Annotated in this window: 18 protein-coding genes; 14 read left to right on the top strand and 4 right to left on the bottom strand. The window is 64.4% G+C overall.

What is annotated here, in order from left to right; all coding sequences use genetic code 11:
* Positions 1-86: 86 nt before the first annotated feature.
* The 13 genes from dksA to ABFA30_RS03775 all read left to right on the top strand — a co-directional run bounded on the left by dksA (position 87) and on the right by ABFA30_RS03775 (position 18,714).
* Positions 87-533, top strand: a complete 447-nt coding sequence (dksA, locus tag ABFA30_RS03835) for an RNA polymerase-binding protein DksA (RefSeq protein ID WP_225790235.1) — start codon at positions 87-89, stop codon at positions 531-533.
* Positions 534-598: 65 nt separating this feature from the next.
* Complete coding sequence (gene gluQRS, locus ABFA30_RS03830; RefSeq protein ID WP_225790236.1) at positions 599-1,486, top strand: tRNA glutamyl-Q(34) synthetase GluQRS; 888 nt, start codon at positions 599-601, stop codon at positions 1,484-1,486.
* Between the two features lie 152 nt (positions 1,487-1,638).
* Complete coding sequence (locus ABFA30_RS03825) at positions 1,639-1,815, top strand: hypothetical protein (protein ID WP_003250005.1); 177 nt, start codon at positions 1,639-1,641, stop codon at positions 1,813-1,815.
* Entirely contained in the window at positions 1,799-4,774 is a 2,976-nt protein-coding gene (locus ABFA30_RS03820) for a sensor histidine kinase (RefSeq protein WP_225790237.1), read from the top strand. Before ABFA30_RS03825 ends, ABFA30_RS03820 begins: the two co-directional genes overlap by 17 nt.
* 4 nt (positions 4,775-4,778) lie before the next feature.
* Positions 4,779-6,227, top strand: coding sequence for a sigma-54-dependent transcriptional regulator (locus ABFA30_RS03815; protein WP_410045167.1), 1,449 nt, complete (start codon positions 4,779-4,781; stop codon positions 6,225-6,227).
* Positions 6,228-7,019: 792 nt separating this feature from the next.
* Positions 7,020-8,408 (top strand): polynucleotide adenylyltransferase PcnB, encoded by a 1,389-nt coding sequence (locus ABFA30_RS03810; protein WP_225790239.1) that lies wholly within the window; start codon positions 7,020-7,022, stop codon positions 8,406-8,408.
* A 2-nt stretch (positions 8,409-8,410) separates the two neighbouring features.
* Positions 8,411-8,890 (top strand): 2-amino-4-hydroxy-6-hydroxymethyldihydropteridine diphosphokinase, encoded by a 480-nt coding sequence (folK, locus tag ABFA30_RS03805; protein ID WP_225790240.1) that lies wholly within the window; start codon positions 8,411-8,413, stop codon positions 8,888-8,890.
* Between the two features lie 250 nt (positions 8,891-9,140).
* Positions 9,141-9,941, top strand: a complete 801-nt coding sequence (panB, locus tag ABFA30_RS03800) for a 3-methyl-2-oxobutanoate hydroxymethyltransferase (RefSeq protein ID WP_225790241.1) — start codon at positions 9,141-9,143, stop codon at positions 9,939-9,941.
* Complete coding sequence (gene panC / locus ABFA30_RS03795) at positions 9,938-10,801, top strand: pantoate--beta-alanine ligase (protein WP_253091394.1); 864 nt, start codon at positions 9,938-9,940, stop codon at positions 10,799-10,801. Before panB ends, panC begins: the two co-directional genes overlap by 4 nt.
* A 214-nt stretch (positions 10,802-11,015) precedes the next feature.
* On the top strand, positions 11,016-12,680 hold the full coding sequence (gene pgi / locus ABFA30_RS03790; RefSeq protein WP_225790243.1) for a glucose-6-phosphate isomerase: 1,665 nt from the start codon (positions 11,016-11,018) through the stop codon (positions 12,678-12,680).
* 178 nt (positions 12,681-12,858) lie between these two features.
* Positions 12,859-14,793 (top strand): acetate--CoA ligase, encoded by a 1,935-nt coding sequence (gene acs / locus ABFA30_RS03785; protein ID WP_410045166.1) that lies wholly within the window; start codon positions 12,859-12,861, stop codon positions 14,791-14,793.
* A gap of 40 nt (positions 14,794-14,833) precedes the next feature.
* Positions 14,834-15,703, top strand: coding sequence for an oxygenase MpaB family protein (locus tag ABFA30_RS03780; protein ID WP_225790245.1), 870 nt, complete (start codon positions 14,834-14,836; stop codon positions 15,701-15,703).
* Between the two features lie 80 nt (positions 15,704-15,783).
* Positions 15,784-18,714, top strand: a complete 2,931-nt coding sequence (locus ABFA30_RS03775) for a DUF748 domain-containing protein (RefSeq protein ID WP_253080736.1) — start codon at positions 15,784-15,786, stop codon at positions 18,712-18,714.
* Positions 18,715-18,773: 59 nt separating this feature from the next.
* On the opposite strand, the gene ABFA30_RS03770 is transcribed toward ABFA30_RS03775, so the two are convergent.
* Positions 18,774-19,187: a VOC family protein gene (locus ABFA30_RS03770; protein ID WP_410045165.1), complete on the bottom strand. Its 414-nt coding sequence runs from the start codon at positions 19,185-19,187 to the stop codon at positions 18,774-18,776.
* A gap of 60 nt (positions 19,188-19,247) precedes the next feature.
* Here ABFA30_RS03770 and ABFA30_RS03765 point away from each other — a divergent pair, with 60 nt between their 5' ends.
* Positions 19,248-19,550, top strand: a complete 303-nt coding sequence (locus ABFA30_RS03765) for a putative quinol monooxygenase (RefSeq protein ID WP_410045164.1) — start codon at positions 19,248-19,250, stop codon at positions 19,548-19,550.
* A gap of 71 nt (positions 19,551-19,621) precedes the next feature.
* Here ABFA30_RS03765 and ABFA30_RS03760 read toward each other — a convergent pair whose 3' ends face one another.
* The 3 genes from ABFA30_RS03760 to rpsO form a co-directional block, all read right to left on the bottom strand.
* Positions 19,622-19,972, bottom strand: a complete 351-nt coding sequence (locus ABFA30_RS03760; protein ID WP_225790249.1) for a BON domain-containing protein — start codon at positions 19,970-19,972, stop codon at positions 19,622-19,624.
* Between the two features lie 370 nt (positions 19,973-20,342).
* On the bottom strand, positions 20,343-22,448 hold the full coding sequence (gene pnp, locus ABFA30_RS03755; RefSeq protein ID WP_225790250.1) for a polyribonucleotide nucleotidyltransferase: 2,106 nt from the start codon (positions 22,446-22,448) through the stop codon (positions 20,343-20,345).
* A gap of 250 nt (positions 22,449-22,698) precedes the next feature.
* Positions 22,699-22,968, bottom strand: coding sequence for a 30S ribosomal protein S15 (rpsO, locus tag ABFA30_RS03750; RefSeq protein WP_225790251.1), 270 nt, complete (start codon positions 22,966-22,968; stop codon positions 22,699-22,701).
* Between the last annotated feature and the right edge of the window lie 56 nt (positions 22,969-23,024).

Genomic DNA, 23,024 nt, shown 5'->3' with positions numbered 1-23,024 from the left:
TCGGCGGCTCGCAGTCGCAGGGCCGGCGGTCGCCGGAGATGGAGCAGCCTGCGCATTGGATCAGATGAGTGAGAGGCGGTCTATTCATGTCCACCGTAGAAAAGCAAAAAGCCGGTCAGACCATGTACGGTGTCGAACCCTATAAGGAAACACCGGGCGAGGAGTACATGGGTGAACCCATGCGCAAGCATTTCATCAAGCTCCTGAGCGCCTGGAAGCAAGAGCTGATGACCAGTGTGGATCGGACCGTAGACCACATGAAGGATGAAGCGGCCAACTTCCCCGACCCCGCCGACCGTGCCAGCCAGGAAGAAGAGTTCGCCCTGGAACTGCGCAACCGCGATCGCGAGCGCAAGCTGATCAAGAAGATCGACAAGACCCTGCAGTCCATCCAGGACGAAGAGTACGGCTGGTGCGAGGCCTGCGGCGTCGAAATCGGCCTGCGCCGCCTGGAGGCCCGCCCTACCGCCGACCTGTGCTTCGACTGCAAGGAGCTGGCGGAGAAGAAGGAAAAGCAGGTCGGCAAGGGTTGACCTGATTCCCGACCGAACGGGGCGCTATAGGCGCCCCGTTTCATTTGGTAGCCCTGCAAAAAACCATGAACGACTCCCGCTACATTGGGCGTTTCGCCCCCACCCCCAGTGGCTTCCTGCACTTCGGCTCGCTGGTCGCCGCCCTCGCCTCCTGGCTCGATGCCCGCGCCGCCGCAGGCCGCTGGCTGCTGCGCGTGGAAGACACCGACCCACCGCGGGAGATGCCCGGCGCCCGGGATGCCATCCTGCAAACCCTGGAGCGCTATGGCCTGGAATGGGATGGCGAGGTGGTGTACCAGAGCCTGCGCCACGAAGCCTATGCCGAGGTGGTCGAACGCCTACTGAGCATGGGCCTGGCCTACGCCTGTACCTGTTCGCGCAAGCAGCTCGAAGCTTATGGCGGGGTGTACCCGGGGCTGTGCCGCAACGCGGGCCATGCCCGCGAAGGAGCGGCGATCCGCCTGCGGGTGCCGGAGCTGGTCTACCGCTTCACCGACCGGGTCCAGGGCGATTTCCAACAGCACCTGGGCCGCGACGTGGGCGACTTCGTCATCCAGCGCCGGGATGGGCTCTATGCCTACCAACTGGCAGTGGTGCTGGACGATGCCTGGCAGGGCGTCACCGACATCGTGCGCGGCGCCGACCTGCTGGACAACACCCCACGCCAGCTGTACCTGCAGGAACTGCTGGGATTTTCCCAGCCGCGTTACCTGCACATTCCCTTGATCGTGCAGCCGGACGGGCACAAGCTGGGCAAGTCGTATCGCTCGCCGCCACTGGCGGCCGACCAGGCCACGCCGCTGCTGTTGCGCGCCTTGCGGGCCCTGGGCCAGGTCACGGAGCCGGCGCTGGAAAGCGCCAGCCCCGCCGAAGTGCTGGCGGTGGCGCGCCAGCGCTGGCGCCCCGAGGCCATCGCACGGCAGCGCACCCTGCCAGAGGCCGAGCTGCATTGATGCCAAGGGGCTCCAGGGATAAGTGGAGAGCGCTTGGAAAAATCCAACAAATTCAAATTGTTGCCGAGCAAGGCTGAATCCCGCTAGCATCGCCGCAGCCATTTGCGCCAATAATAAGTCCAAGCCCGCAGCGCCCAACCATCGAGGCCAGCATGTACATCTATCGTTTGGTCCTGCTTCTGGTCGTGGGGATCTACCTGTTCTCCCCGGCCATCATGGACTGGTGGATCGAACCGACCGGTGCCTGGTACCGCCCCTACCTGCTCTGGCTGATCCTGATCGTCGTCACCTTCATCCTGCAGAGCCAACGAGATGCCGATGAGCTTTAGCCTGACCCAGATGATCCTGATCAGCGCCGCCTACCTGCTGGTGCTGTTCGGCGTGGCCTGGATCAGCGAACGAGGGCTGATCCCGCGTTCGCTCATCCGCCACCCACTGACCTACACCCTGTCGCTGGGCGTCTATGCCAGTGCCTGGGCGTTCTACGGCTCGGTGGGCCTGGCCTACCAGTACGGCTATGGCTTCCTGGCCTGCTACCTGGGGGTCTCCGGGGCCTTCCTGCTGGCACCGGTGCTGCTCTACCCGATCCTCAAGATCACCCGCACCTACCAGCTCTCGTCGCTGGCCGACCTGCTGGCATTTCGTTTCCGCAGCACCTGGGCCGGTGCGCTGACCACCATCTTCATGCTGGTCGGCGTGCTGCCTCTGCTGGCGCTGCAGATCCAGGCGGTGGCCGACTCGATCAGCATCCTTACCGGTGAGCCGGTGAAGGCCCGGGTGGCCTTCGCCTTCTGTGTGCTGATCATTCTCTTCACCATCTTCTTCGGCTCGCGCCACATCGCCACGCGCGAGAAGCACGAAGGCCTGGTGTTCGCCATCGCCTTCGAATCGGTGATCAAGCTGCTGGCCTTGGGCGGCATCGGCCTGTACGCGCTGTACGGCGTGTTCGGTGGCCCGCACCAGCTGGAAGTCTGGCTGCTGCAGAACCAGACCGCGCTGGCCGCGCTGCACACACCCTTGCAGGAGGGGCCATGGCGCACCCTGCTGCTGGTGTTCTTCGCCTCGGCCATCGTCATGCCGCACATGTACCACATGGCCTTCACCGAGAACCTCAACCCCCGCTCGCTGGTCAGCGCCAGCTGGGGCCTGCCGCTGTTCCTGCTGCTGATGAGCCTGGCCGTGCCGCTGATCCTCTGGGCAGGCCTGCGCCTGGGGGCGAGCACCAACCCGGAGTACTTCACCCTCGGCCTGGGGATCGCCGCCGACAACCAGGCCCTGACCCTGCTGGCTTATGTCGGTGGGCTATCCGCTTCCAGCGGGCTGATCATCGTCACGACCCTGGCCCTCTCGGGCATGGCCCTCAACCACCTGGTGCTGCCGCTCTACCAGCCGCCGGCCGAAGGTAACATCTACCGCTGGCTGAAGTGGACCCGGCGCGCCCTGATCGTCGCCATCATCGCCGCAGGCTTCGTCTTCTACCTGACCCAGAACTACCACCAGAGCCTGGCCAACCTGGGTATCGTCGCCTTCGTCGCCACCTTGCAGTTCCTGCCCGGCGTGCTCTCGGTGCTGTACTGGCCGACCGCCAACCGGCGCGGTTTCATCGCCGGCCTGCTGGCGGGCATCTCGGTGTGGATGGTGACCATGCTGCTGCCCCTGCTGGGCAACCTGCAAGGCTTCTATATCCCGTTGCTGAACATGATCTACGTGCTGGACGACACCAGCTGGCACATGGCGGCAATCGCCTCGCTGGCGGCCAACGTCCTGCTGTTCACCCTGATCTCGCTGTTCACCAATGCCAGCAGCGAAGAAGTCAGCGCGGCCGAGGCCTGTGCGGTGGACAACGTGCGCCGCCCCCAGCGCCGCGAACTGCACGCCGCCTCGCCACAGGAGTTCGCCACCCAGCTGGCCAAGCCACTGGGCGCCAAGGCTGCGCAGAAGGAAGTCGAACAGGCCCTGCGCGACCTCTACCTGCCCTTCGACGAGCGTCGCCCCTATGCCCTGCGCCGGCTGCGCGACCGCATCGAGGCCAACCTGTCCGGCCTGATGGGCCCGAGCGTGGCCCAAGACATGGTCGAGACCTTCCTGCCGTACAAGTCCGGCAACGAGAACTACGTCACCGAAGACATTCACTTCATCGAAAGCCGCCTGGAAGACTACCACTCGCGCCTGACCGGCCTTGCCGCCGAACTCGATGCCCTGCGCCGCTACCACCGCCAGACCCTGCAGGAACTGCCCATGGGCGTCTGCTCGCTGGCCAAGGACCAGGAGATCCTGATGTGGAACAAGGCCATGGAGGAGCTGACCGGGGTCGCCGCCAAGCACGTGGTCGGCTCGCGCCTGGTCACCGTCGCGGAGCCCTGGCGCAGCCTGCTGCAGAACTTCATCAACGTGCCCGACGAACACCTGCACAAGCAGCGCCTGGCCCTGGACGGCCAGACCCGCTGGCTCAACCTGCACAAGGCCGCCATCGCCGAACCGCTGTCGCCCGGCAACAGCGGCCTGGTGCTGCTGGTCGAGGACCTCACCGAGACCCAGGCCCTGGAAGACAAGCTGGTGCACTCCGAGCGCCTGGCCAGCATCGGCCGCCTGGCCGCGGGCGTGGCCCACGAGATCGGCAACCCGATCACCGGCATCGCCTGTCTGGCGCAGAACCTGCGCGAGGAGCGCGAGGACGATGGCGAGATCACCGAGCTGTCCAGCCAGATCATCGAGCAGACCAAGCGCGTCTCGCGCATCGTCCAGTCGCTGATGAGCTTCGCCCATGCCGGCGGCAGCCACCAGAACAGCGAGGAGCCGGTGTGCCTGGCCGAGGTGGCGCAGGATGCCATTGGTCTGCTGGCGTTGAACCGGCGCAATTTCGAAGTACAGTTCTTCAACCTCTGCGACCCCGACCACTGGGTCGAGGGCGACCCCCAGCGTCTGGCCCAGGTGCTGATCAACCTGCTCTCCAATGCCCGTGACGCCTCGCCGCCCGGCAGCGCCGTGCGGGTGCGCAGCGAAACGAACGAGCACACCGTCGACCTGATCGTCGAGGACGAGGGCAGCGGGATCCCGAAGAACATCATGGACCGCCTGTTCGAACCTTTCTTCACCACCAAGGACCCGGGCGAAGGCACCGGACTTGGGCTTGCTCTGGTCTATTCCATCGTGGAAGAGCATTATGGGCAAATCACCATCGACAGCCCGGCCGATATCGAACGGCAGCGTGGCACCCGGATCCGCGTGACCCTGCCCCGGCATGTCGTAGCGACGTCCCCTGAAATTCGAGACCGTCGAGAGAATTGAATCAATGCCGCACATTCTGATCGTCGAAGACGAAACCATCATCCGTTCGGCCCTGCGCCGCCTGCTCGAACGCAACCAGTACCAGGTCAGCGAGGCCGGCTCGGTGCAGGAAGCCCAGGAGCGCTTCAGCATTGCCACCTTCGACCTGATCGTCAGCGACCTGCGCCTGCCCGGCGCCCCCGGCACCGAGTTGATCAAGCTCGGCCAGGGCACGCCGGTGCTGATCATGACCAGCTACGCCAGCCTGCGCTCGGCGGTGGACTCGATGAAAATGGGCGCGGTGGACTACATCGCCAAGCCCTTCGACCACGACGAGATGCTCCAGGCCGTGGCGCGCATCCTGCGCGACCGGCAAAACGCCCCGGCCGCCCCCACCAGCGCCGAACCACGGGCCAACGGCAGGGCCGCCACGGCCGACAAGGGCAGCGCCGCAGCGGCCAACGGCGAGATCGGCATCATCGGCTCCTGCCCGCCCATGCAAGACCTGTACGGCAAGATCCGCAAGGTCGCGCCCACCGATTCCAATGTACTGATCCAGGGTGAGTCCGGCACCGGCAAGGAACTGGTCGCCCGAGCCCTGCACAACCTGTCGCGGCGGGCCAAGGCACCGATGATCTCGGTGAACTGCGCGGCCATTCCGGAAACTCTGATCGAGTCGGAGCTGTTCGGCCACGAGAAAGGCGCCTTCACCGGCGCCAACGCCGGCCGTGCGGGCCTGGTGGAAGCGGCCGACGGCGGCACCCTGTTCCTCGACGAGATCGGCGAACTGCCGCTGGAGGCCCAGGCGCGCCTGCTGCGTGTGCTGCAGGAAGGCGAGATCCGCCGAGTCGGCTCGGTGCAGTCGCAGAAAGTCGACGTACGCCTGATCGCCGCGACCCACCGCGACCTGAAGAACCTGGCCAAGGCCGGCCAGTTCCGTGAAGACCTTTATTACCGCCTGCACGTCATCGCCCTGAAACTGCCGGCCCTGCGTGAGCGCGGCAGCGATGTCAACGAGATCGCCAATGCCTTCCTGGCTCGCCAGAGCGCACGCATCGGGCGTGACGACCTGCACTTCTCCAGCGAGGCCGAGCAAGCGATCCGCCACTACGGCTGGCCGGGCAACGTGCGTGAACTGGAGAACGCAGTGGAACGCGCGGTGATCCTCAGCGAGAGCGCGGAAATCTCCGCCGACCTGCTGGGCATCGACATCGAGCTGAGCGATCTGGAGGACGAGGAAGCCTTCGACAGCAGCCCGTCCGCATCCAACGCCAACGCCAACAACGCCAGCCACGAGCCGACCGAGGACCTCTCGCTGGAAGACTACTTCCAGCACTTCGTCCTCGAACACCAGGACCACATGACCGAGACCGAGCTGGCCCGCAAGCTGGGCGTCAGCCGCAAGTGCCTGTGGGAGCGGCGCCAGCGCCTGGGTATCCCGCGGCGCAAGAGCAACGCTACCAGCGACAACTGATCGCCCTTCCTCTATATAGGCAGGAGAGTGTCCTCCTGCCTCCTCCTCGGCCTCCCCCCATTCGCGGGCAAGCCCGTCATCTGTGATCGACTCGATCCAGTGGCAGATCTCATTTGGGGCTGCAAGGTAGCCCCAAGACGCCCCGGAATCTGTTACCCCACCAACCCAGACGTAACATCCGCCGAGGCGTACGGTAACGAAATGTCTACATTTTTTGCCCGCCGAATCCCTCTCAATGCTGCTAAGCCCCCGTTTTCATTGGGTTTTCAAAAGTTGGCACGGCATCTGCTATATCTCTGGCACAAGAACAATAACAAGCACTGCAACCCAGAATAAGAACAAGACGAAACGGCTCACGCACAATAAAAACAAGACGGCGGAGGCGCAGCTAACTGATTCTTTTGGAGAGGAGTTGTGTTTGGGCTTGCCCCACAACCAGGCAGAGAACAACAAAAACTGCACTAAAAAGCAGCGCCTGAACTGGTTGGATCGAACGATCAACATAACATCAGCGACCAAAGCAATCCGTTTGCTCTTCACCCCCGGGTTGGGGGTCGTCCACAAGCTTCGAGATTTGTGGGCAGGGCACTCAACAAAAACAAGAAGCCCAGCAGAAGAACAACAAGAGCACGCAACGACTTCTTGGGGAGCCTCGGCTCCCCATGTCGTTTCTCCCGCCTACAGCCCTTGGCGCACCGCCTACACCATTCCCCGAGTAAATGCTAGAATCCCCGCCCATCATGCGGCCATTCTCCTATTCTTGGCCGAACATTCCTTCAAACAGTGCATCCCATGCTGAAGAAGCTGTTCCAGTCGTTCCGTCCTCCCGTTCGTGGTCAACACCACAGGCGCACCACGCCTGAAGTGATCAACAAGAGCCAGCACTCGCTGCAGCGCAGCCAGTTCAGCCGCCACGCGGTGAGCATCGTCGAGCGCCTGCAGAGCGCCGGCTACCAGGCCTACCTGGTCGGTGGCTGCGTCCGCGACCTGCTGCTGGGCATCACGCCCAAGGACTTCGACGTCGCCACCAGCGCCACCCCCGAGCAGGTGCGCGCCGAGTTTCGCAATGCTCGCATCATCGGTCGCCGCTTCAAGCTGGTCCACGTGCATTTCGGCCGTGAGATCATCGAAGTCGCCACCTTCCGTGCCCATCACACCGAAGAAGACCAGGGCGACAGCCACCGTTCGTCGCACAATGCCAGCGGGCGTATCCTGCGCGACAACGTGTACGGCACCCTGGAAGACGATGCCCAGCGTCGCGACTTCACCATCAACGCCCTGTACTACGACCCGGTCAGCGAGCGCATCCTCGACTATGCCAACGGCGTGCACGATATCCGCAATCGCCTGCTGCGCCTGATCGGCGACCCGACCCAGCGCTACCAGGAAGACCCAGTGCGCATGCTGCGTGCCGTGCGCTTCGCCGCCAAGCTCGACTTCGGCATCGAGAAGCACACCGTGCAACCGATCCGCGAGCTGGCGCCACTGTTGCGCGAGATCCCCCCGGCGCGTCTGTTCGAGGAAAGCCTCAAGCTGTTCCTCTCCGGCCAAGGGGCGATCTCCTTCGAGATGCTGGTCGACCTGCAACTGTTCGACCCTCTGTTCCCGGCCAGCACCCACGCACTGGAAGAACGCCCGACCTACACGCACACCCTGATCAGCCAGGCGCTGAGCAACACCGACCTGCGGGTCAAGCAGGGCAAACCGGTGACTCCGGCGTTCCTGTTCGCCGCCCTGCTCTGGCCGGCCTTGCCAGGCCGCGCCCTGTACCTGCAGAGCCAGGGCGTGCCGCCGATCCCGGCGATGAACGAAGCCGCCCACGACCTGATCGCCGAGCAATGCCAGCGCATCGCCATTCCCAAACGCTTCACCCTGCCGATCCGCGAGATCTGGGACATGCAGGAGCGCCTGCCACGGCGCAGCGGCAAACGTGCCGATGCCATGCTGGACAACCCGCGCTTCCGCGCCGGCTACGACTTCCTGCTGCTGCGTGAAAGCGCCGGTGAGCAGACCGACGACCTCGGCCAGTGGTGGACCGACTACCAGGAAGCCAGCGACAGCGAGCGGCGCGACATGATCCGCGAGCTGGGCAGCCGCGACGAGGGTGCCGCCGCTGCGCCTCGCAAGCGCAAGCGCAGTGGTGCAAAGCGCAAGCGCAGCACTGACGAGACCTGGGACTGAGCATGACGACGCGCGCCTACATCGGCCTGGGCAGCAACCTGGCCGATCCTGCCGAGCAGTTGCGCAGCGCCCTTGGGGCGCTGGATAGCCTCGCCGCTAGCCGCCTGGCGGCGGCGTCCGCCTTCTATGCCAGCGACTCGCTGCTGCCCGGCCAGCCACGCTACACCAATGCCGTGGCCGCCCTGGACACCAGCCTGGAACCGCTGGCCCTGCTCGACGCCCTGCAGGCCATCGAGAACGACCAGGGCCGCGAGCGCAAGGAACGCTGGGGCCCGCGTACCCTCGACCTGGACGTGCTGCTGTACGGCGACCAGGTGATCGACGTACCCCGCCTCAAAGTCCCGCACTACCACATGCAGGCCCGCCCTTTCGTGCTCTACCCGCTGGCCGAGCTGGTACCGACCGACTTCCGCCTCGCCGACGGCCGTGCCTTGGCGCAACTGCTGGCAGATTGCCCGTTCGTCGGCCTGGAACGCCTGTAGACCGGGCGTTCCCCCTGGCGGTAACGCCAGTAACACCCTGATCGTAACAATGCGGTAACAGGGTGATTGACTTCCCCCCCCTCGCTCACGACTATAGGCGTCCCGTGGCGCCGATGTGCCGCATATCACCTATTTAGGCTCGGACGGACCTGTGCCCCGAACATCACACGCGATGATGTGCCGCTCCGGAAGATGAATACACGCGTTGTACGCAGTCGTTTTTCACAGCGCCTGAACGAGGATTTCCTACATGCCTGAAGTAACCCTGACTACCCTGCACGGCCTCAAGGCCAAGGGTGAGAAAATCACCATGCTGACCTGCTACGACGCGACCTTCGCCAAGATCGCCAGCCAGGCCGGCGTGGAAGTCCTGCTGGTGGGGGACTCCTTGGGGATGGTCCTGCAGGGCCATGACAGCACCCTGCCCGTCACCACCGCCGAGATGGCCTACCACACCGCCAGCGTCAAGCGTGGCAATGACGGTGCGCTGATCCTCGCCGACCTGCCGTTCATGGCCCACGCCACCCCCGAGCAGGCCTTCGCCAACTGCGCCACGCTGATGCAGGCCGGCGCCCACATGATCAAGATCGAAGGCGCTGCCTGGCTGGCCGAGACCATCCGCCTGCTGGCCGAACGCGGCGTGCCGGTGTGCGCGCACATGGGCCTGACCCCACAGACGGTCAACGTGCTCGGTGGCTACAAGGTCCAGGGGCGCCAGGAAGCCCAGGCGCGGCAGATGCGTGCCGATGCCATCGCCCTGGAGCAGGCCGGTGCGGCCATGCTGCTGCTCGAATGCGTGCCCAGCGAGCTGGCCGCAGAAATCACCCAGGCGGTGGGCATCCCGGTGATCGGTATCGGCGCCGGCAGCGCGACCGATGGCCAGGTGCTGGTCATGCACGACATGCTCGGCCTGTCCCTGAGCGGCCGGGTGCCGAAGTTCGTGAAGAACTTCATGGCCGGCCAGGCGGACATCCAGGGCGCCTTCGCCGCCTATGTCGCAGCGGTCAAGGACGTCAGCTTCCCAGGCAGCGAACACGGGTTCAGCGCATGAACACAGTCAAGACCGTCCGAGAATTGCGCGCCGCCGTAGCGCGTGCCCGCGGCGAGGGCAAGCGCATCGGCTTCGTACCGACCATGGGCAACCTGCACAGCGGCCACGCCGCCCTGGTGACCAAGGCCGCCCAGCGCGCCGACTTCGTGGTCGCCAGCATCTTCGTCAACCCGCTGCAATTCGGCGCGGGCGAAGACCTCGACAAGTATCCGCGCACCCTCGCCGCCGACCAGGAGCGCCTGCTCCAGGCCGGTTGCCACCTGCTGTTCGCGCCTGGCGTCGAGGAGATGTACCCCGACGGCATGGCCGTGCAGACCCGGGTCAGCGTGCCGCAGCTCTCCGAAGGCCTGTGCGGTGCCAGCCGCCCCGGGCACTTCGAGGGCGTGGCGACGGTGGTCAACAAGCTGTTCAACATGGTCCAGCCCGACCTGGCCGTGTTCGGCGAGAAGGACTTCCAGCAACTGGCGGTGATCCGCGCCATGGTGCGCGACCTGAACATGCCGATCCAGATCATCGGCGAGCCCACCGTACGTGCCGAGGACGGCCTGGCATTGTCGTCGCGCAACGGTTACCTGACCCCGGAACAGCGGGCCACGGCGCCTGCCCTGTACCGCGTGCTGAGCGAACTGGGCGAGGCCCTTCGACGCGGGCGGCGCGACTACCCGGCGCTGCTCGCCGAAGGCCAGGCACAACTGGTGGCCGCGGGCTTGCGCCCGGACTACCTGGAAGTGCGCCACGCCCTGACCCTGCGCCCGGCCATGCTGGACGATCGCGACCTGGTGATCCTGGCAGCGGCCTACCTGGGCACGACCCGCTTGATCGACAACCTGTACGTGCATCTGGACGAAAAGACCGCGTAACCCTCGCAGCCCCTCGCGACACAAGGCCGCTCCCCCAGGCAACCCAGTTCGGTGTCTGTGGGAGCGGCCTTGTGTCGCGAAAGGGGCGCACAGCGCCCCAGCTCCTCTCCCCCATTCCCCCCAAGCCGCCAATGCCTATAATGATGGCCACCCTGCAACTGGCAACAACTGCCAGTGTCCAAGGCCAGACCACGCACCAAGGAAAACATCCGCAATGGCGTATTACCGTACCCCCCACGATGTGACGGCGCTGCCCGCCTGGCAGGCGCTCCAGCAACACCGCGACGCCATGCAGGGCTTCAGCATGCGCGAAGCCTTCGCCGCCGACGCCAAGCGCTTCGAACAATTCTCCCTGAGCAGCTGTGGCCTGTTCCTCGACTACTCGAAGAACCTGATCACCGAACAGACCCGCGACCTGCTGGTGAACCTGGCCAACGAGGTGGGCCTTGCGCACGCCATCAGGTCGATGTTCGACGGCGAGATCATCAACGCATCGGAAGGTCGCCCAGTGCTGCACACCGCCCTGCGCCGCCCGGTGGGCGACAAGCTCAGCGTGAATGGCGTCAACGTGATGCCGGAAGTGCACAAGGTGCTCAACCAGATCACCGAGCTGGTCGGCCGCATCCATGACGGCCTGTGGCGTGGCTACAGCGAAAAGCCGATCACCGATGTGGTGAACATCGGCATCGGCGGCTCGTTCCTGGGCCCCGAGCTGGTTTCCGAGGCCCTGCTGCCGTACGCCCAGCGTGGCGTGCGCTGCCACTACCTGGCGAACATCGACGGCAGCGAATTCCATGAACTGTCGGCCAACCTGCGCGCCGAGACCACCCTGTTCATCGTCTCGTCGAAATCGTTCAACACCCTGGAAACCCTGAAGAACGCCACCGCCGCGCGTACCTGGTACCTGGCCCAGGGCGGCTCGGAAGCCGAGCTGTACCGCCACTTCATCGCCGTCTCGAGCAACAAGGCCGCCGCCGTGGCCTTCGGCATCCGCGAAGAGAACATCTTCCCCATGTGGGACTGGGTAGGCGGGCGCTACTCGCTGTGGTCGGCCATCGGCCTGCCGATCGCCCTGGCCATCGGCACAGCCAACTTCAAGGAACTGCTGTCGGGTGCCTACACCATGGACCAGCACTTCCAGACCGCGCCGTTCGCCAGCAACATGCCGGTGCTGCTGGCCCTGCTGGGCGTGTGGTACGGCAATTTCTGGGGTGCCCAGAGCCACGCGATCCTGCCGTACGACCACTACCTGCGCAACATCACCAAGCACCTGCAGCAATTGGACATGGAGTCCAACGGCAAGAGCGTGCTGCAAGATGGCAGGCCCGTGAAGACCGACACCGGCCCGGTGATCTGGGGCGGTGTCGGCTGCAACGGCCAGCATGCCTACCACCAGTTGCTGCACCAGGGCACCCAACTGATCCCAGCGGACTTCATCGTCCCGGTGGTGAGCTTCAACCCGGTGGCCGACCATCACCAATGGCTGTATGCCAACTGCCTGTCCCAGAGCCAGGCCCTGATGCTGGGCAAGACCCGCGCCGAAGCCGAGGCCGAGCTGCGTGCCAAGGGGCTCAACGATGCAGACATCGAGAAGCTGGCGCCGCACAAGGTGATCCCGGGCAATCGCCCGAGCAATACCCTGGTGGTCGAACGCATCAGCCCACGCCGTCTCGGCGCGCTGGTGGCGATGTATGAGCACAAGGTGTTCGTGCAGAGCGTCATCTGGGGCATCAACGCCTTTGACCAGTGGGGTGTGGAACTGGGCAAAGAGCTGGGCAAGGGGGTCTACCAGCGCCTGGTCGGCAGCCTGGAAGACAGTGCCGAAGATGGCTCGACCCAGGGGCTGATCAACTACTTCCGCGGTCGTCACCGCGGCTGATCGTCCCTTCCCTGGGCCCCAACTGCCAGTTGGGGCCCATCAACCCAGGAACGTCTCCTATAGCTACACTGTCCAATCGAATAGCCGTTGCACCTCATCCTGCCGGCGATCGAGTCATTGCCTTGCCCGCCGGCATGTCGTGCAGTCCATCGCCCCGACAAGAGCAGGACAACCCGCCATGTTCGATATCCGCGATTATCCCCAGGCCCAGGCCGTCAGCCAGTCCGCCCAGCTCACCCCCGATGAATACCGTCGCCTGTACCGCCAGTCGGTGGAGGATCCCGATACCTTCTGGGCCGAACAGGCCAAGCGCCTGGACTGGATCAAGCCCTGGTCGACCGTACAGCAGTGCGACCTCAGGACTGGCGCTGCGCGCTGGTTCGATGGCGGGCAGCTGAACGTCAGCCATAACTGCATCGACCGTCACCTGGCCACACGCGGCGAGCAGACCGCCCTGCTCTGGGAGGGCGACGAGCCGAACGACTCCAGGGCCATCAGCTACCGCGAGCTGCACCGCCAGGTCTGCCGACTGGCCAACGCGCTCAAGGCGCGCGGGGTCGGCAAAGGCGACCGGGTGTGCATCTACATGCCGATGATCCCCGAAGCCGCCTATGCCATGCTCGCCTGCGCGCGCATCGGCGCCATCCATTCGGTGGTGTTCGGTGGCTTCTCGCCCGATGCCCTGCGCGATCGCATCCTCGATGCCGACTGCCGTACCGTCATCACCGCCGACGAAGGCATCCGTGGCGGCAAGCGCATCCCGCTCAAGCAGAACGTGGACAAGGCCCTGGCCAGTTGTCCCGACGTCAGCAGCGTGCTGGTGGTGCGCCGTACCGGCGCCGAGGTGGCCTGGAGCGAGGGCCGCGACCTCTGGTACCACGAGGCCACGGAAAAGGCCGGCGACGACTGCCCGCCCGAAGCCATGGCGGCCGAAGACCCGCTGTTCATCCTCTACACCTCCGGCAGCACCGGCAAACCCAAGGGCGTGCTGCACACCACCGCCGGCTACCTGCTGCAGGCCACCCTGACCTTCCAGGTGGTGTTCGACTACCGCGACGGCGAGGTGTTCTGGTGCACCGCCGACGTCGGTTGGGTCACCGGCCACAGCTACATCGTCTACGGCCCACTGGCCAACGGGGCGATCTCGCTGATGTTCGAAGGCGTGCCGAACTACCCGGACAGCTCGCGTTTCTGGCAGGTGGTGGACAAGCACCAGGTCAACATCTTCTATACCGCGCCCACCGCCTTGCGCGCTCTGATGCGCGAAGGCACAGGCCCCTTGCAGGGCACCTCGCGGCAGAGCCTGCGCCTGCTCGGCAGCGTGGGCGAACCGATCAACCCCGAAGCCTGGGAATGGTACTTCGAGGAGGTCGGACTCAAGCGCTGCCCGATCGTCGACACCTGGTGGCAGACCGAAACCGGCGGCATCATGCTCAGCCCGCTGCCGGGCAACCGGCAGCTCAAGCCAGGCTGCGCCACCCAGCCACTGTTCGGCGTGCAACCGGTGCTGCTGGACGACAAAGGCACGCTCATCGAAGGCCCCGGCGCCGGCCTGCTGGCGATCAAGGCCAGTTGGCCGGGGCAGATCCGCAGCGTCTACGGCGACCACCAGCGCATGGTCGACACCTACTTCAAACCCATGCCCGGTTATTACTTCACCGGCGACGGCGCTCGCCGCGACGCTGATGGCGACTACTGGATCACCGGGCGCGTCGACGATGTGATCAACGTCTCCGGCCACCGTATCGGCACCGCCGAGGTGGAAAGCGCCCTGGTGCTGCACGACAGCATCGCCGAAGCCGCGGTGGTCGGTTACCCCCACGACTTGAAGGGGCAAGGCATCTACGCCTTCGTCACGCCCATGAACGGCGTCACCCCGGACGACACGCTCAAGGCCGAACTGCTGGCCCTGGTCAGCAAGGAGATCGGCAGTTTCGCCAAGCCAGAGCTGATCCAGTGGGCCCCGGCCCTGCCCAAGACCCGCTCGGGCAAGATCATGCGGCGTATACTGCGCAAGATCGCCTGCAACGAGCTGGACAACCTCGGCGATACCTCGACCCTGGCCGACCCGAGCGTCGTGCAGGGGCTGATCGACAAACGCTTGAATCAATGACGGCAGCTCCATGGCGGGCTGCCTTTTACAGCAGGTCACCATGGAAACCTTACGCCGCCGCATCGAAACCCAGGTCATGAGCCTTACCGGGCTGGCCCTCGGCCAGCTCGACCTGGAGTCGCCCAAGGGCGATCCGGGGTTGTTCGGCCCACAGAGCATCAGTTGGCAGGTGCACGGCGACTTTCCCAGCATGCTGGTCGGTGGCATCAGCGCCCTGATGCTGCAGTTGCTGCACCCCCTGGCCCTGGCCGGGGTCTGGGACCACTCCAACTTCCGCCAGGACCTGCTCGGCCGCCTGCGCCGCACCAGCCAGTTCATCTCCGGCACCACCTTCGGCTCGACCCGCGACGCCGAATGGCTGATCGACAAGGTCCGCACCATCCATCTCCAAGTGGTCGGTACCGCGCCCGATGGCCGCTCCTACGCCGCCAGCGACCCTGACCTGCTGACCTGGGTCCACGTCGCCGAGGTCAGCAGTTTCCTCGCCGCCCACCTGCGTTACCGCAACCCCAACCTCTCACTCGCCGACCAGGACAGCTACTACGACGAGATCGCCCTGATCGCCGAACGCTTGGGGGCACGCGACGTACCGCGCTCCTGTCGCCAGGTGGACGATTACCTGCGACGCATGCGCCCACAGTTGCAGTGCGATGCGCGCAGTCATGAAGTGATGAAGATCCTGCTCGAAGCGCCCGCGCCCAGCCGCCTGGCCGAACCGGTGGGCAAGCTGATGCTGCGTGCCGGCATCGACCTGCTGCCGGACTGGGCCCGTGAAATGCTCGACCTGCACCAGGGCCCCTTGCAGCGCCGCATGATCCGCCTGGGCATCGAACGTACCGCGCCAGTGCTGCGCTGGGCCATGCGCGACGGTTCGGCGCACCGTGCCAGGCGGCGCATGGGCATCGAGTGAGCTATTCTGCTCGTTTCATTGGAACCGTTTTAACGTGCCATACTCCAAGGCACCCCTGCTCCAGATAGATGACGCCATACATGCCCAAAGGATTGACACGCGCCCTCGGCGCCTTGCTGGCCATCGTAGCCTTGTACAGCCTGCTCGGCTTTTTCATTCTTCCCGGCGTCGGCCTGCGTATCGCCAACCAGCAGTTGGCCCAGTACGCCACGGTGCCGGCGCACTTGCAGCGCATCGAGCTCAACCCGTTCAGCCTCGAACTCACCCTCCACGGGCTGCAGATCGGCGAGCCCGGCAAGGAACAGGTGGGCTTCGAACGCCTGTATGCGAATCTTTCGCTCGACAGCCTGTGGACCGGAGCCCTGCACCTGGAGGCGGTCGAACTGGACAAGCCGCGCAGCGAGGTGCTGTTCGCCAAGGACGGTACCCTCAACCTGACCCAGCTGTTCAAGCTGCCGCCCAGCGAACCCGAGCCGCAGGAGCCGGCAGGCGACCCGTTTCCCCTGCGCATCGGCAGCATCAAGCTCAGCGAAGGCTACCTGCACTTCCAGGACCTGCGCCCGAGCGAGCCCATCGAGTTCCTCTACGACTCCATGAACCTGGAGCTGAAGAACCTCAGCACCCTGCCGGACGACAACGCCGACATGAGCCTGGTGGCCAACGGCCCGAACGGCGGCCGTATCGACTGGAGCGGCACCCTGAGCCTGGCGCCCATCGCCTCGGAAGGCACCCTCAAGGTCACCGAAGGCAAGATGAAGGCCTTCTGGCCCTACGTGCGCGACGCCGTGCCCCTGGTGCTGGAGGACGGCGTGGTGAGCCTCGATACCCACTACAAACTCAACCTGGCCAAGGAAACCGAGCTGTTGCTGGACAAGACCTCGGTACGCATCGCGCCGTTCGCCATCAAGGCCCCGGACGGTCGCCCACTGGCGCGCCTGGCCACGCTGGAGGTGAGCGAGACGTCCATCGACCTGGCCAAGCAATTGGTCACCGTCGGCAAGGTGCGCAGCGAAAAACTCGAAACCTGGGCCGCGCTGGAAGCCGACGGCCAGCTCGACTGGCAGAAGCTGTTCGCCAGCCAACCGGCCAAGGCCACCCCACAGGAAAAGACCGAACCGGCCGCCGCCGAGCCCAGCCCCGAGGAAAATGCCGCGAAAGCCCCTGCCAAGCCCTGGCAGGTGCTGCTCAAGGACGTGCAACTGCGCAACTACCTGGTGCACCTGGCCGACCGTAGCCAGAAGGAACCCGTGGCGCTGGACGTCGGCCCGCTCAACCTCGACGTGCAGGGCTTCGACAGCCTCAACCAGTCACCCTTCACCCTCAAGCTCGACACCGGCGTCGGCAAGCAGGGCAAGCTGCAGGCCGCGGGGCAGGTGAACCTGGACCCGGTCACCGCCAAACTCGACGTCAGCACCCGCGACATCGACCTGCGCGTAGCCCAGGCCTACATCAGCCCGTTCATCCGCTTGGAGCTGCGCAGCGGCATGCTCGCCAGCGACCTGAAGGTCGATCTCAAGAGCACCGAGCCACTGGCCTTCAGCGTTGGCGGCAAGGCCCAGGTCAGCCAGTTGCACACCCTCGATACCCTCAAGGACCGGGACTTCGTCAAATGGCAGCGGCTGGACCTCGACGGCCTGTCCTATGTCCACGGCGATGCCCTGTCGATCGACAAGGTGAGCCTGCTGCAGCCCTATGCGCGCTTCATCATCAACGAGGATCGCACCACCAACGTCGACGACCTGCTGATCCCGCAACCGGCCAGCCCCGCGTCCGCTCCCAGCCAGGCCAGTGCCAGCGCCGAGAAACCGCTGGGCATCCGCATCGGCGGGATCGACATCGACGACGGCTCGGCGAACTTCGCCGACCTGACCCTGCGGCCCCACTTCGCCACGGCGATCCAGCAGCTCAACGGCCAGATCGGCACCATCGACAACCGCAAGCCGGCACCGGCGAAGGTGGACGTCAAGGGCAAGGTCGACCGCTACGCCCCGGTGACCATCAAAGGTGCGCTCAACCCGTTCAACCCACTGGCCAGCCTGGATATCGCGACCAGCTTCAAGCGCGTCGAGCTGACCACCCTGACACCCTACTCCGGCAAGTTCGCGGGCTTTCGCATTCGCAAGGGCCGGCTCAACCTCGACCTGCACTACCTGATCACCAATGGCCAGCTCAAGGCCGAGAACAAGGTGGTGGTCGAGCAATTGCAGTTGGGGGAGAAAGTCGACAGCCCGGACGCCGTGGACTTGCCGATCCGCCTTGCGGTGGCCTTGCTCAAGGACACCGAGGGCAAGATCTCCATCGAGCTGCCGGTGTCCGGCGACCTGAACAACCCTGAGTTCAGCGTCATGCCGATCGTCTGGCAAACCTTGCGCAACCTGGTCCTACGCGCGGCTCAGGCGCCGTTCAAGTTCATCGGCGGGCTGGTCGCCGGAGGGGGAGCGGAGGACCTCGGCACCGTAGCCTTCACGGCCGGCTCCAGCGAACTGAGCGGCGACGCCCAATCGGCCTTGGACAAGCTGGCCGCCGCCCTCAAGGAGCGGCCGGAACTGCGCCTGGAGATCGAGGGAACCAGCGCCCAGAGCAGCGATGGCCCGTTGATTGCCCAGGAGCGCCTGGAGCGCGAATACCAGGCCATCTGGTACAAGATCCTGCAGCGACGCGGTGACAAGGTACCGGCCAACGCCTCCCTGTTGGAAGTCGACGAGGATGACAAGCCCGCCATGCTCGAAGGCATCTACCGCACCCGCCTCAAGCAGCAGCCACCTGCCGAATGGCAGGAGCTGAGCCGCGACGAGCGCACCACCAAGTTGCGTGAAGCAGTGATCAAATCCTGGGCCGAGAACGCCGCACTGTTGCGTCAGTTGGGCCAGGCCCGAGCCGCTAGCATCAAGGACTACCTGGTGGACAAAGGCCAACTGGAAGACGACCGGGTGTACTTCCTCGATACCACGCTCGGCCAGGCCGAGGCCGATGGCCGGGTGATCACGCCCATGCACCTGGACGCCGAGTAAGCCAGACGCGTCAATCTGGGGCGCCTCGCGCCCCAACTACCCCACATCCAACACCCTGCTCAGACCAGCCGCTGCCCGGACACCGCCGGGTGATACAGCGGCTGTACCTTGTTCCCTGCCGGGTCGAGCAGGTGGAAGCTGCGCGCCCCGTCGCCATGGTCGAAGGGACGGTCCAGCAGGGTCACGCCATGGGCCTTGAAGTACTGATACCAGGCCTCCAGCTCCTCGACGCTGTCGACGATGAAACCGTAGTGGTCCAGGGTCTGCAAACCATTGGCGGCGCCGGCACCGCGCCCCAGGGATAGGTTGTCGTTGCCACAGGTGAGGTAGACCAGGTCTTCATTGGCACGGTGCAGCACTTCCATGCCGAGCAGGTCGACGTAGAAGCGCTCGCACTCTTCCAGGTTCGGCACCAGCAGGGCCAGGTGGCGTAGGCCGTTCAGGCGGCCAGGGCGGACAGGGAGTTTGGACATGGACGCGATTCCTTTTTTGTATACAATTCATAAACGAATTTAAAACAAAAGGAACGTCCTGTGTACAGTCTGTTCATCAAGACCCGCGTCAAGCCTGGCAGCGCCGAAGATTTTATCAGTGCCATCAAAGTCAATGCCGCTGCCTCGGTGGCCAACGAACCCGGTTGCCTGGTGTTCGATGTGTCGCAGGATCGCGAGGATCCGGATGTGATCTACCTGTACGAGATCTACCGCGACGATGCGGCGTACGAGGCGCATACCCAGACTGCGCATTTTCGCGACAGCCGGCCGTTGGTGGAGCCGTTGATCGTCGAGCAGGTATGTTTCGAGAGCGATGTGGTGGTGCGTAATCCGGTGGGGTGAGAGAGAGCCTGGGGCCGCTTCGCGCCCCAGGAATTAGGATGGCCAATTCCCTTTGGCCGACGGGACATCCCTTATTCGGCTTTCAGACCGTCAGCCGACACGGCCTGCACGCCTTCGATCTTCTGGGCGATGGCGATCGCCTGCTCTTTCTGCGACGCGGTAATGGCCACATCGGACGACAGGGACACCACACCCTTGTTGGTTTCGACCTTGATGTCACTGCCAGGAATACCTTTCTCGGTCATCAGGTCGGCCTTGACCTTGGTGGTGATCCAGGTATCGGAGGCCGCTTCCTTGGTCTTGGTCACCTCACCGGCCGCCAGCATCATCGGGGCCTGGGCGGGCTGTTGGGCGAATGCCGCGTTAGCCATGGTCAGGGTCAGAGCGGTAGCAGTAGCGGCAGCAATGGCGAACTTCTTCATACGAGACACTCCTGTTTTTCGAAAGGTCTGCGCCGAGATTCCTGGCGTCAGGTATGAGTGATGTTGCACGGCGTGTGCCAGCTTTTCCGCTTCGCTTAACCTCTTTTAAATCAAAGGCTTACTAAAAAACACCTTCCCTCTCGGTCGTGCATTTTGCAAGCCCTGGCACAATCCTGCATGCAAGATGCAAGTCCTCCCGAGCGTCAAGCCGCAAGCTTCCAGCTTCAAGCTGATCGGCGCAGAATGCCCTGACAGCGCTCGGCCCTCATGATCGCCGCCTGCCTCTTTCTTGCACCTGGCAGCTTGCAGCTAAAAAAAGACCCTGCGTCCCCAAAAGGGATCGCAGGGTCTTTTTCGTCAGCCGTGTCGCTTAGACGCCGGAAGCCTTGGCAGCCGGAACGTCCTTGATCGACAGCTTGATGCGGCCGCGGTTATCCACGTCCAGCACCAGTACTTCGACTTCCTGGCCTTCCTTCAGCACGTCGGTGACCTTCTCGACACGCTCGTTGCTGAGCATGGAGATGTGCACCAGACCGTCCTTGCCCGGCAGGATGTTGACGAAGGCACCGAAGTCGACGATGCGCTCGACCTTGCCGACGTAGATCTTGCCGATCTCGGCCTCGGCGGTGATGCCCAGGATGCGCTGGCGGGCGGCCTCGGCAGCTTCCTTGGTCTCGCCGAAGATCTTGATCGAGCCATCGTCTTCGATGTCGATCGAGGCCTTGGTCTCTTCGCAGATGGCTCGAATGGTGGCGCCACCCTTGCCGATGACGTCGCGGATCTTGTCGGTATCGATCTTCATCGACAGCATGGTCGGGGCGTTGGCCGACAGCTCGCTGCGCGACTGGGCGATCACCTGGTTCATCTGGCCGAGGATGTTCAGGCGCGCTTCCAGGGCCTGGCCCAGGGCGATTTCCATGATCTCTTCGGTGATGCCGTTGATCTTGATGTCCATCTGCAGCGCGGTGACGCCCTTGGCGGTACCGGCTACCTTGAAGTCCATGTCGCCCAGGTGGTCTTCGTCACCCAGGATGTCGGTCAGGACCGCGAACTTGTCGCCTTCCTTGACCAGGCCCATGGCGATACCGGCCACCGGCGCCTTCATCGGCACACCAGCGTCCATCAGTGCCAGGGAAGCACCGCAGACCGAGGCCATGGAGCTGGAACCGTTGGATTCGGTGATTTCCGAAACCACGCGGATGGTGTACGGGAACTCGTCGTCGCTCGGCAGCATGGCCTGGACGCCACGGCGGGCCAGGCGGCCATGACCGATCTCGCGACGGCCGGCACCACCCATGCGGCCACACTCGCCCACCGAGAACGGCGGGAAGTTGTAGTGCAGCATGAAGGCGTCTTTCTTCTCGCCTTCCAGGGTGTCCAGCAGCTGCGCATCACGGGCGGTGCCCAGGGTCGCGACGACCAGGGCCTGGGTTTCGCCACGGGTGAACAGGGCCGAACCGTGGGTCTTGGGCAGTACGCCGACTTCGATGTTCAGCGGACGCACGGTGCGGTTGTCACGGCCATCGATACGCGGCTTGCCATTGACGATGTTCTCGCGGACGGTGCGGTATTCCAGCTCACCGAAGATCTCTTTGATCTGCGCGGCGGTCGGGCCAGCCTCTTCGTTGGACAGGCGGGCGACGGCCTGGTCGCGCAGCTCGCCGAGGCGGTTGTAGCGGTCGGCTTTGAGGGTGATGGTGTAAGCCTGGGAAATGGCCTCGCCGAACTCGGCGCGCACCAGGTTCAGCAGCTCGGTGTTGGCGGCGGCTGGCTGCCAGTCCCAGGTCGGCTTGCCGGCTTCGGCGGCCAGTTCCTTGACGGCCTGGATCACGACCTGGAATTCGTCGTGGGCGAATAGGACGGCACCCAGCATCTGGTCTTCGGTCAGCTCCTTGGCTTCCGATTCGACCATCAGCACGGCACTTTCGGTACCGGCGACGACCATGTCCAGGCTGGAGGCCTGCAGTTGCTCGTAGGTCGGGTTCAACAGGTAGCCGGTGCTTTCATGGAACGCGACGCGGGCAGCGCCGATCGGGCCTTCGAACGGAATACCGGAAATGGCCAGGGCAGCCGAGGTACCGATCATCGCAGCGATGTCCGGATCGGTCTTCTTGCTGGTGGAAACCACGGTGCAGACGACCTGCACTTCGTTCATGAACCCTTCGGGGAACAGCGGGCGGATCGGACGGTCGATCAGGCGCGAGGTCAGGGTCTCCTTCTCGGAAGGACGGCCTTCACGCTTGAAGAAGCCGCCAGGGATCTTGCCGGCAGCGTAGGTCTTTTCCTGATAGTGGACCGACAACGGGAAGAAGCCCTTGCCTGGATCGGCCTGCTTGGCACCGACCACGGTCACCAGCACGGTGACGTCGTTGTCGACGGTGACCAGCACGGCGCCGGTCGCCTGGCGGGCGATGCGGCCCGTCTCGAGAGTAACGGTCGACTGACCGAACTGGAATTTCTTGATTACCGGGTTCACGGTTTCCTACCTTTTTTCAGTGGCTCTGGGGGAACTTGCTCTTGCGAATGCTTGGGCAGAACGGGGTATCGGCCCCATTGACCGTCCAGATACAACACGAGGCTGGGAGCCTGGCCACCGGGCGGAAAATCCGCTCAGCAACACCAGGCTGCCAACCTCGCAGATACGCGTGGCGTGTCCGACGGCAACGCTGCCAGGCAGCGCTCCCGAAGCATGCGACACGCCATGCACACCACTGGCCAGGCCGCTATTAGCGACGCAGGCCCAGGCGACCGATCAGGGCGCTGTAACGAGTGGTGTCTTTGCCCTTCAGGTAGTCCAGCAGCTTACGACGCTGGTTGACCATACGGATCAGGCCACGACGGGAGTGGTGGTCTTTCTCGTTGGCCTTGAAGTGGCCTTGCAGCTTGTTGATGTTGGCGGTCAGCAGAGCAACCTGCACTTCCGGGCTACCGGTATCGCCGGCGGCTTGCTGGTATTCGGCAACGATCTTAGCTTTTTCTTCAACGCTGAGGGCCATTTGGCTTCTCCTGATCAAGGGGCCCGCGAACGGGCTCCAATAGGCCAGGGACGAAT

It is taken from the genome of Pseudomonas sp. HLMP (assembly GCF_046365545.1).
Taxonomy (GTDB): domain Bacteria; phylum Pseudomonadota; class Gammaproteobacteria; order Pseudomonadales; family Pseudomonadaceae; genus Aquipseudomonas; species Aquipseudomonas guariconensis_B.
Note: the sequence above shows the minus strand (reverse complement) of the source record. Positions and strands in the feature narration are given on the sequence as shown.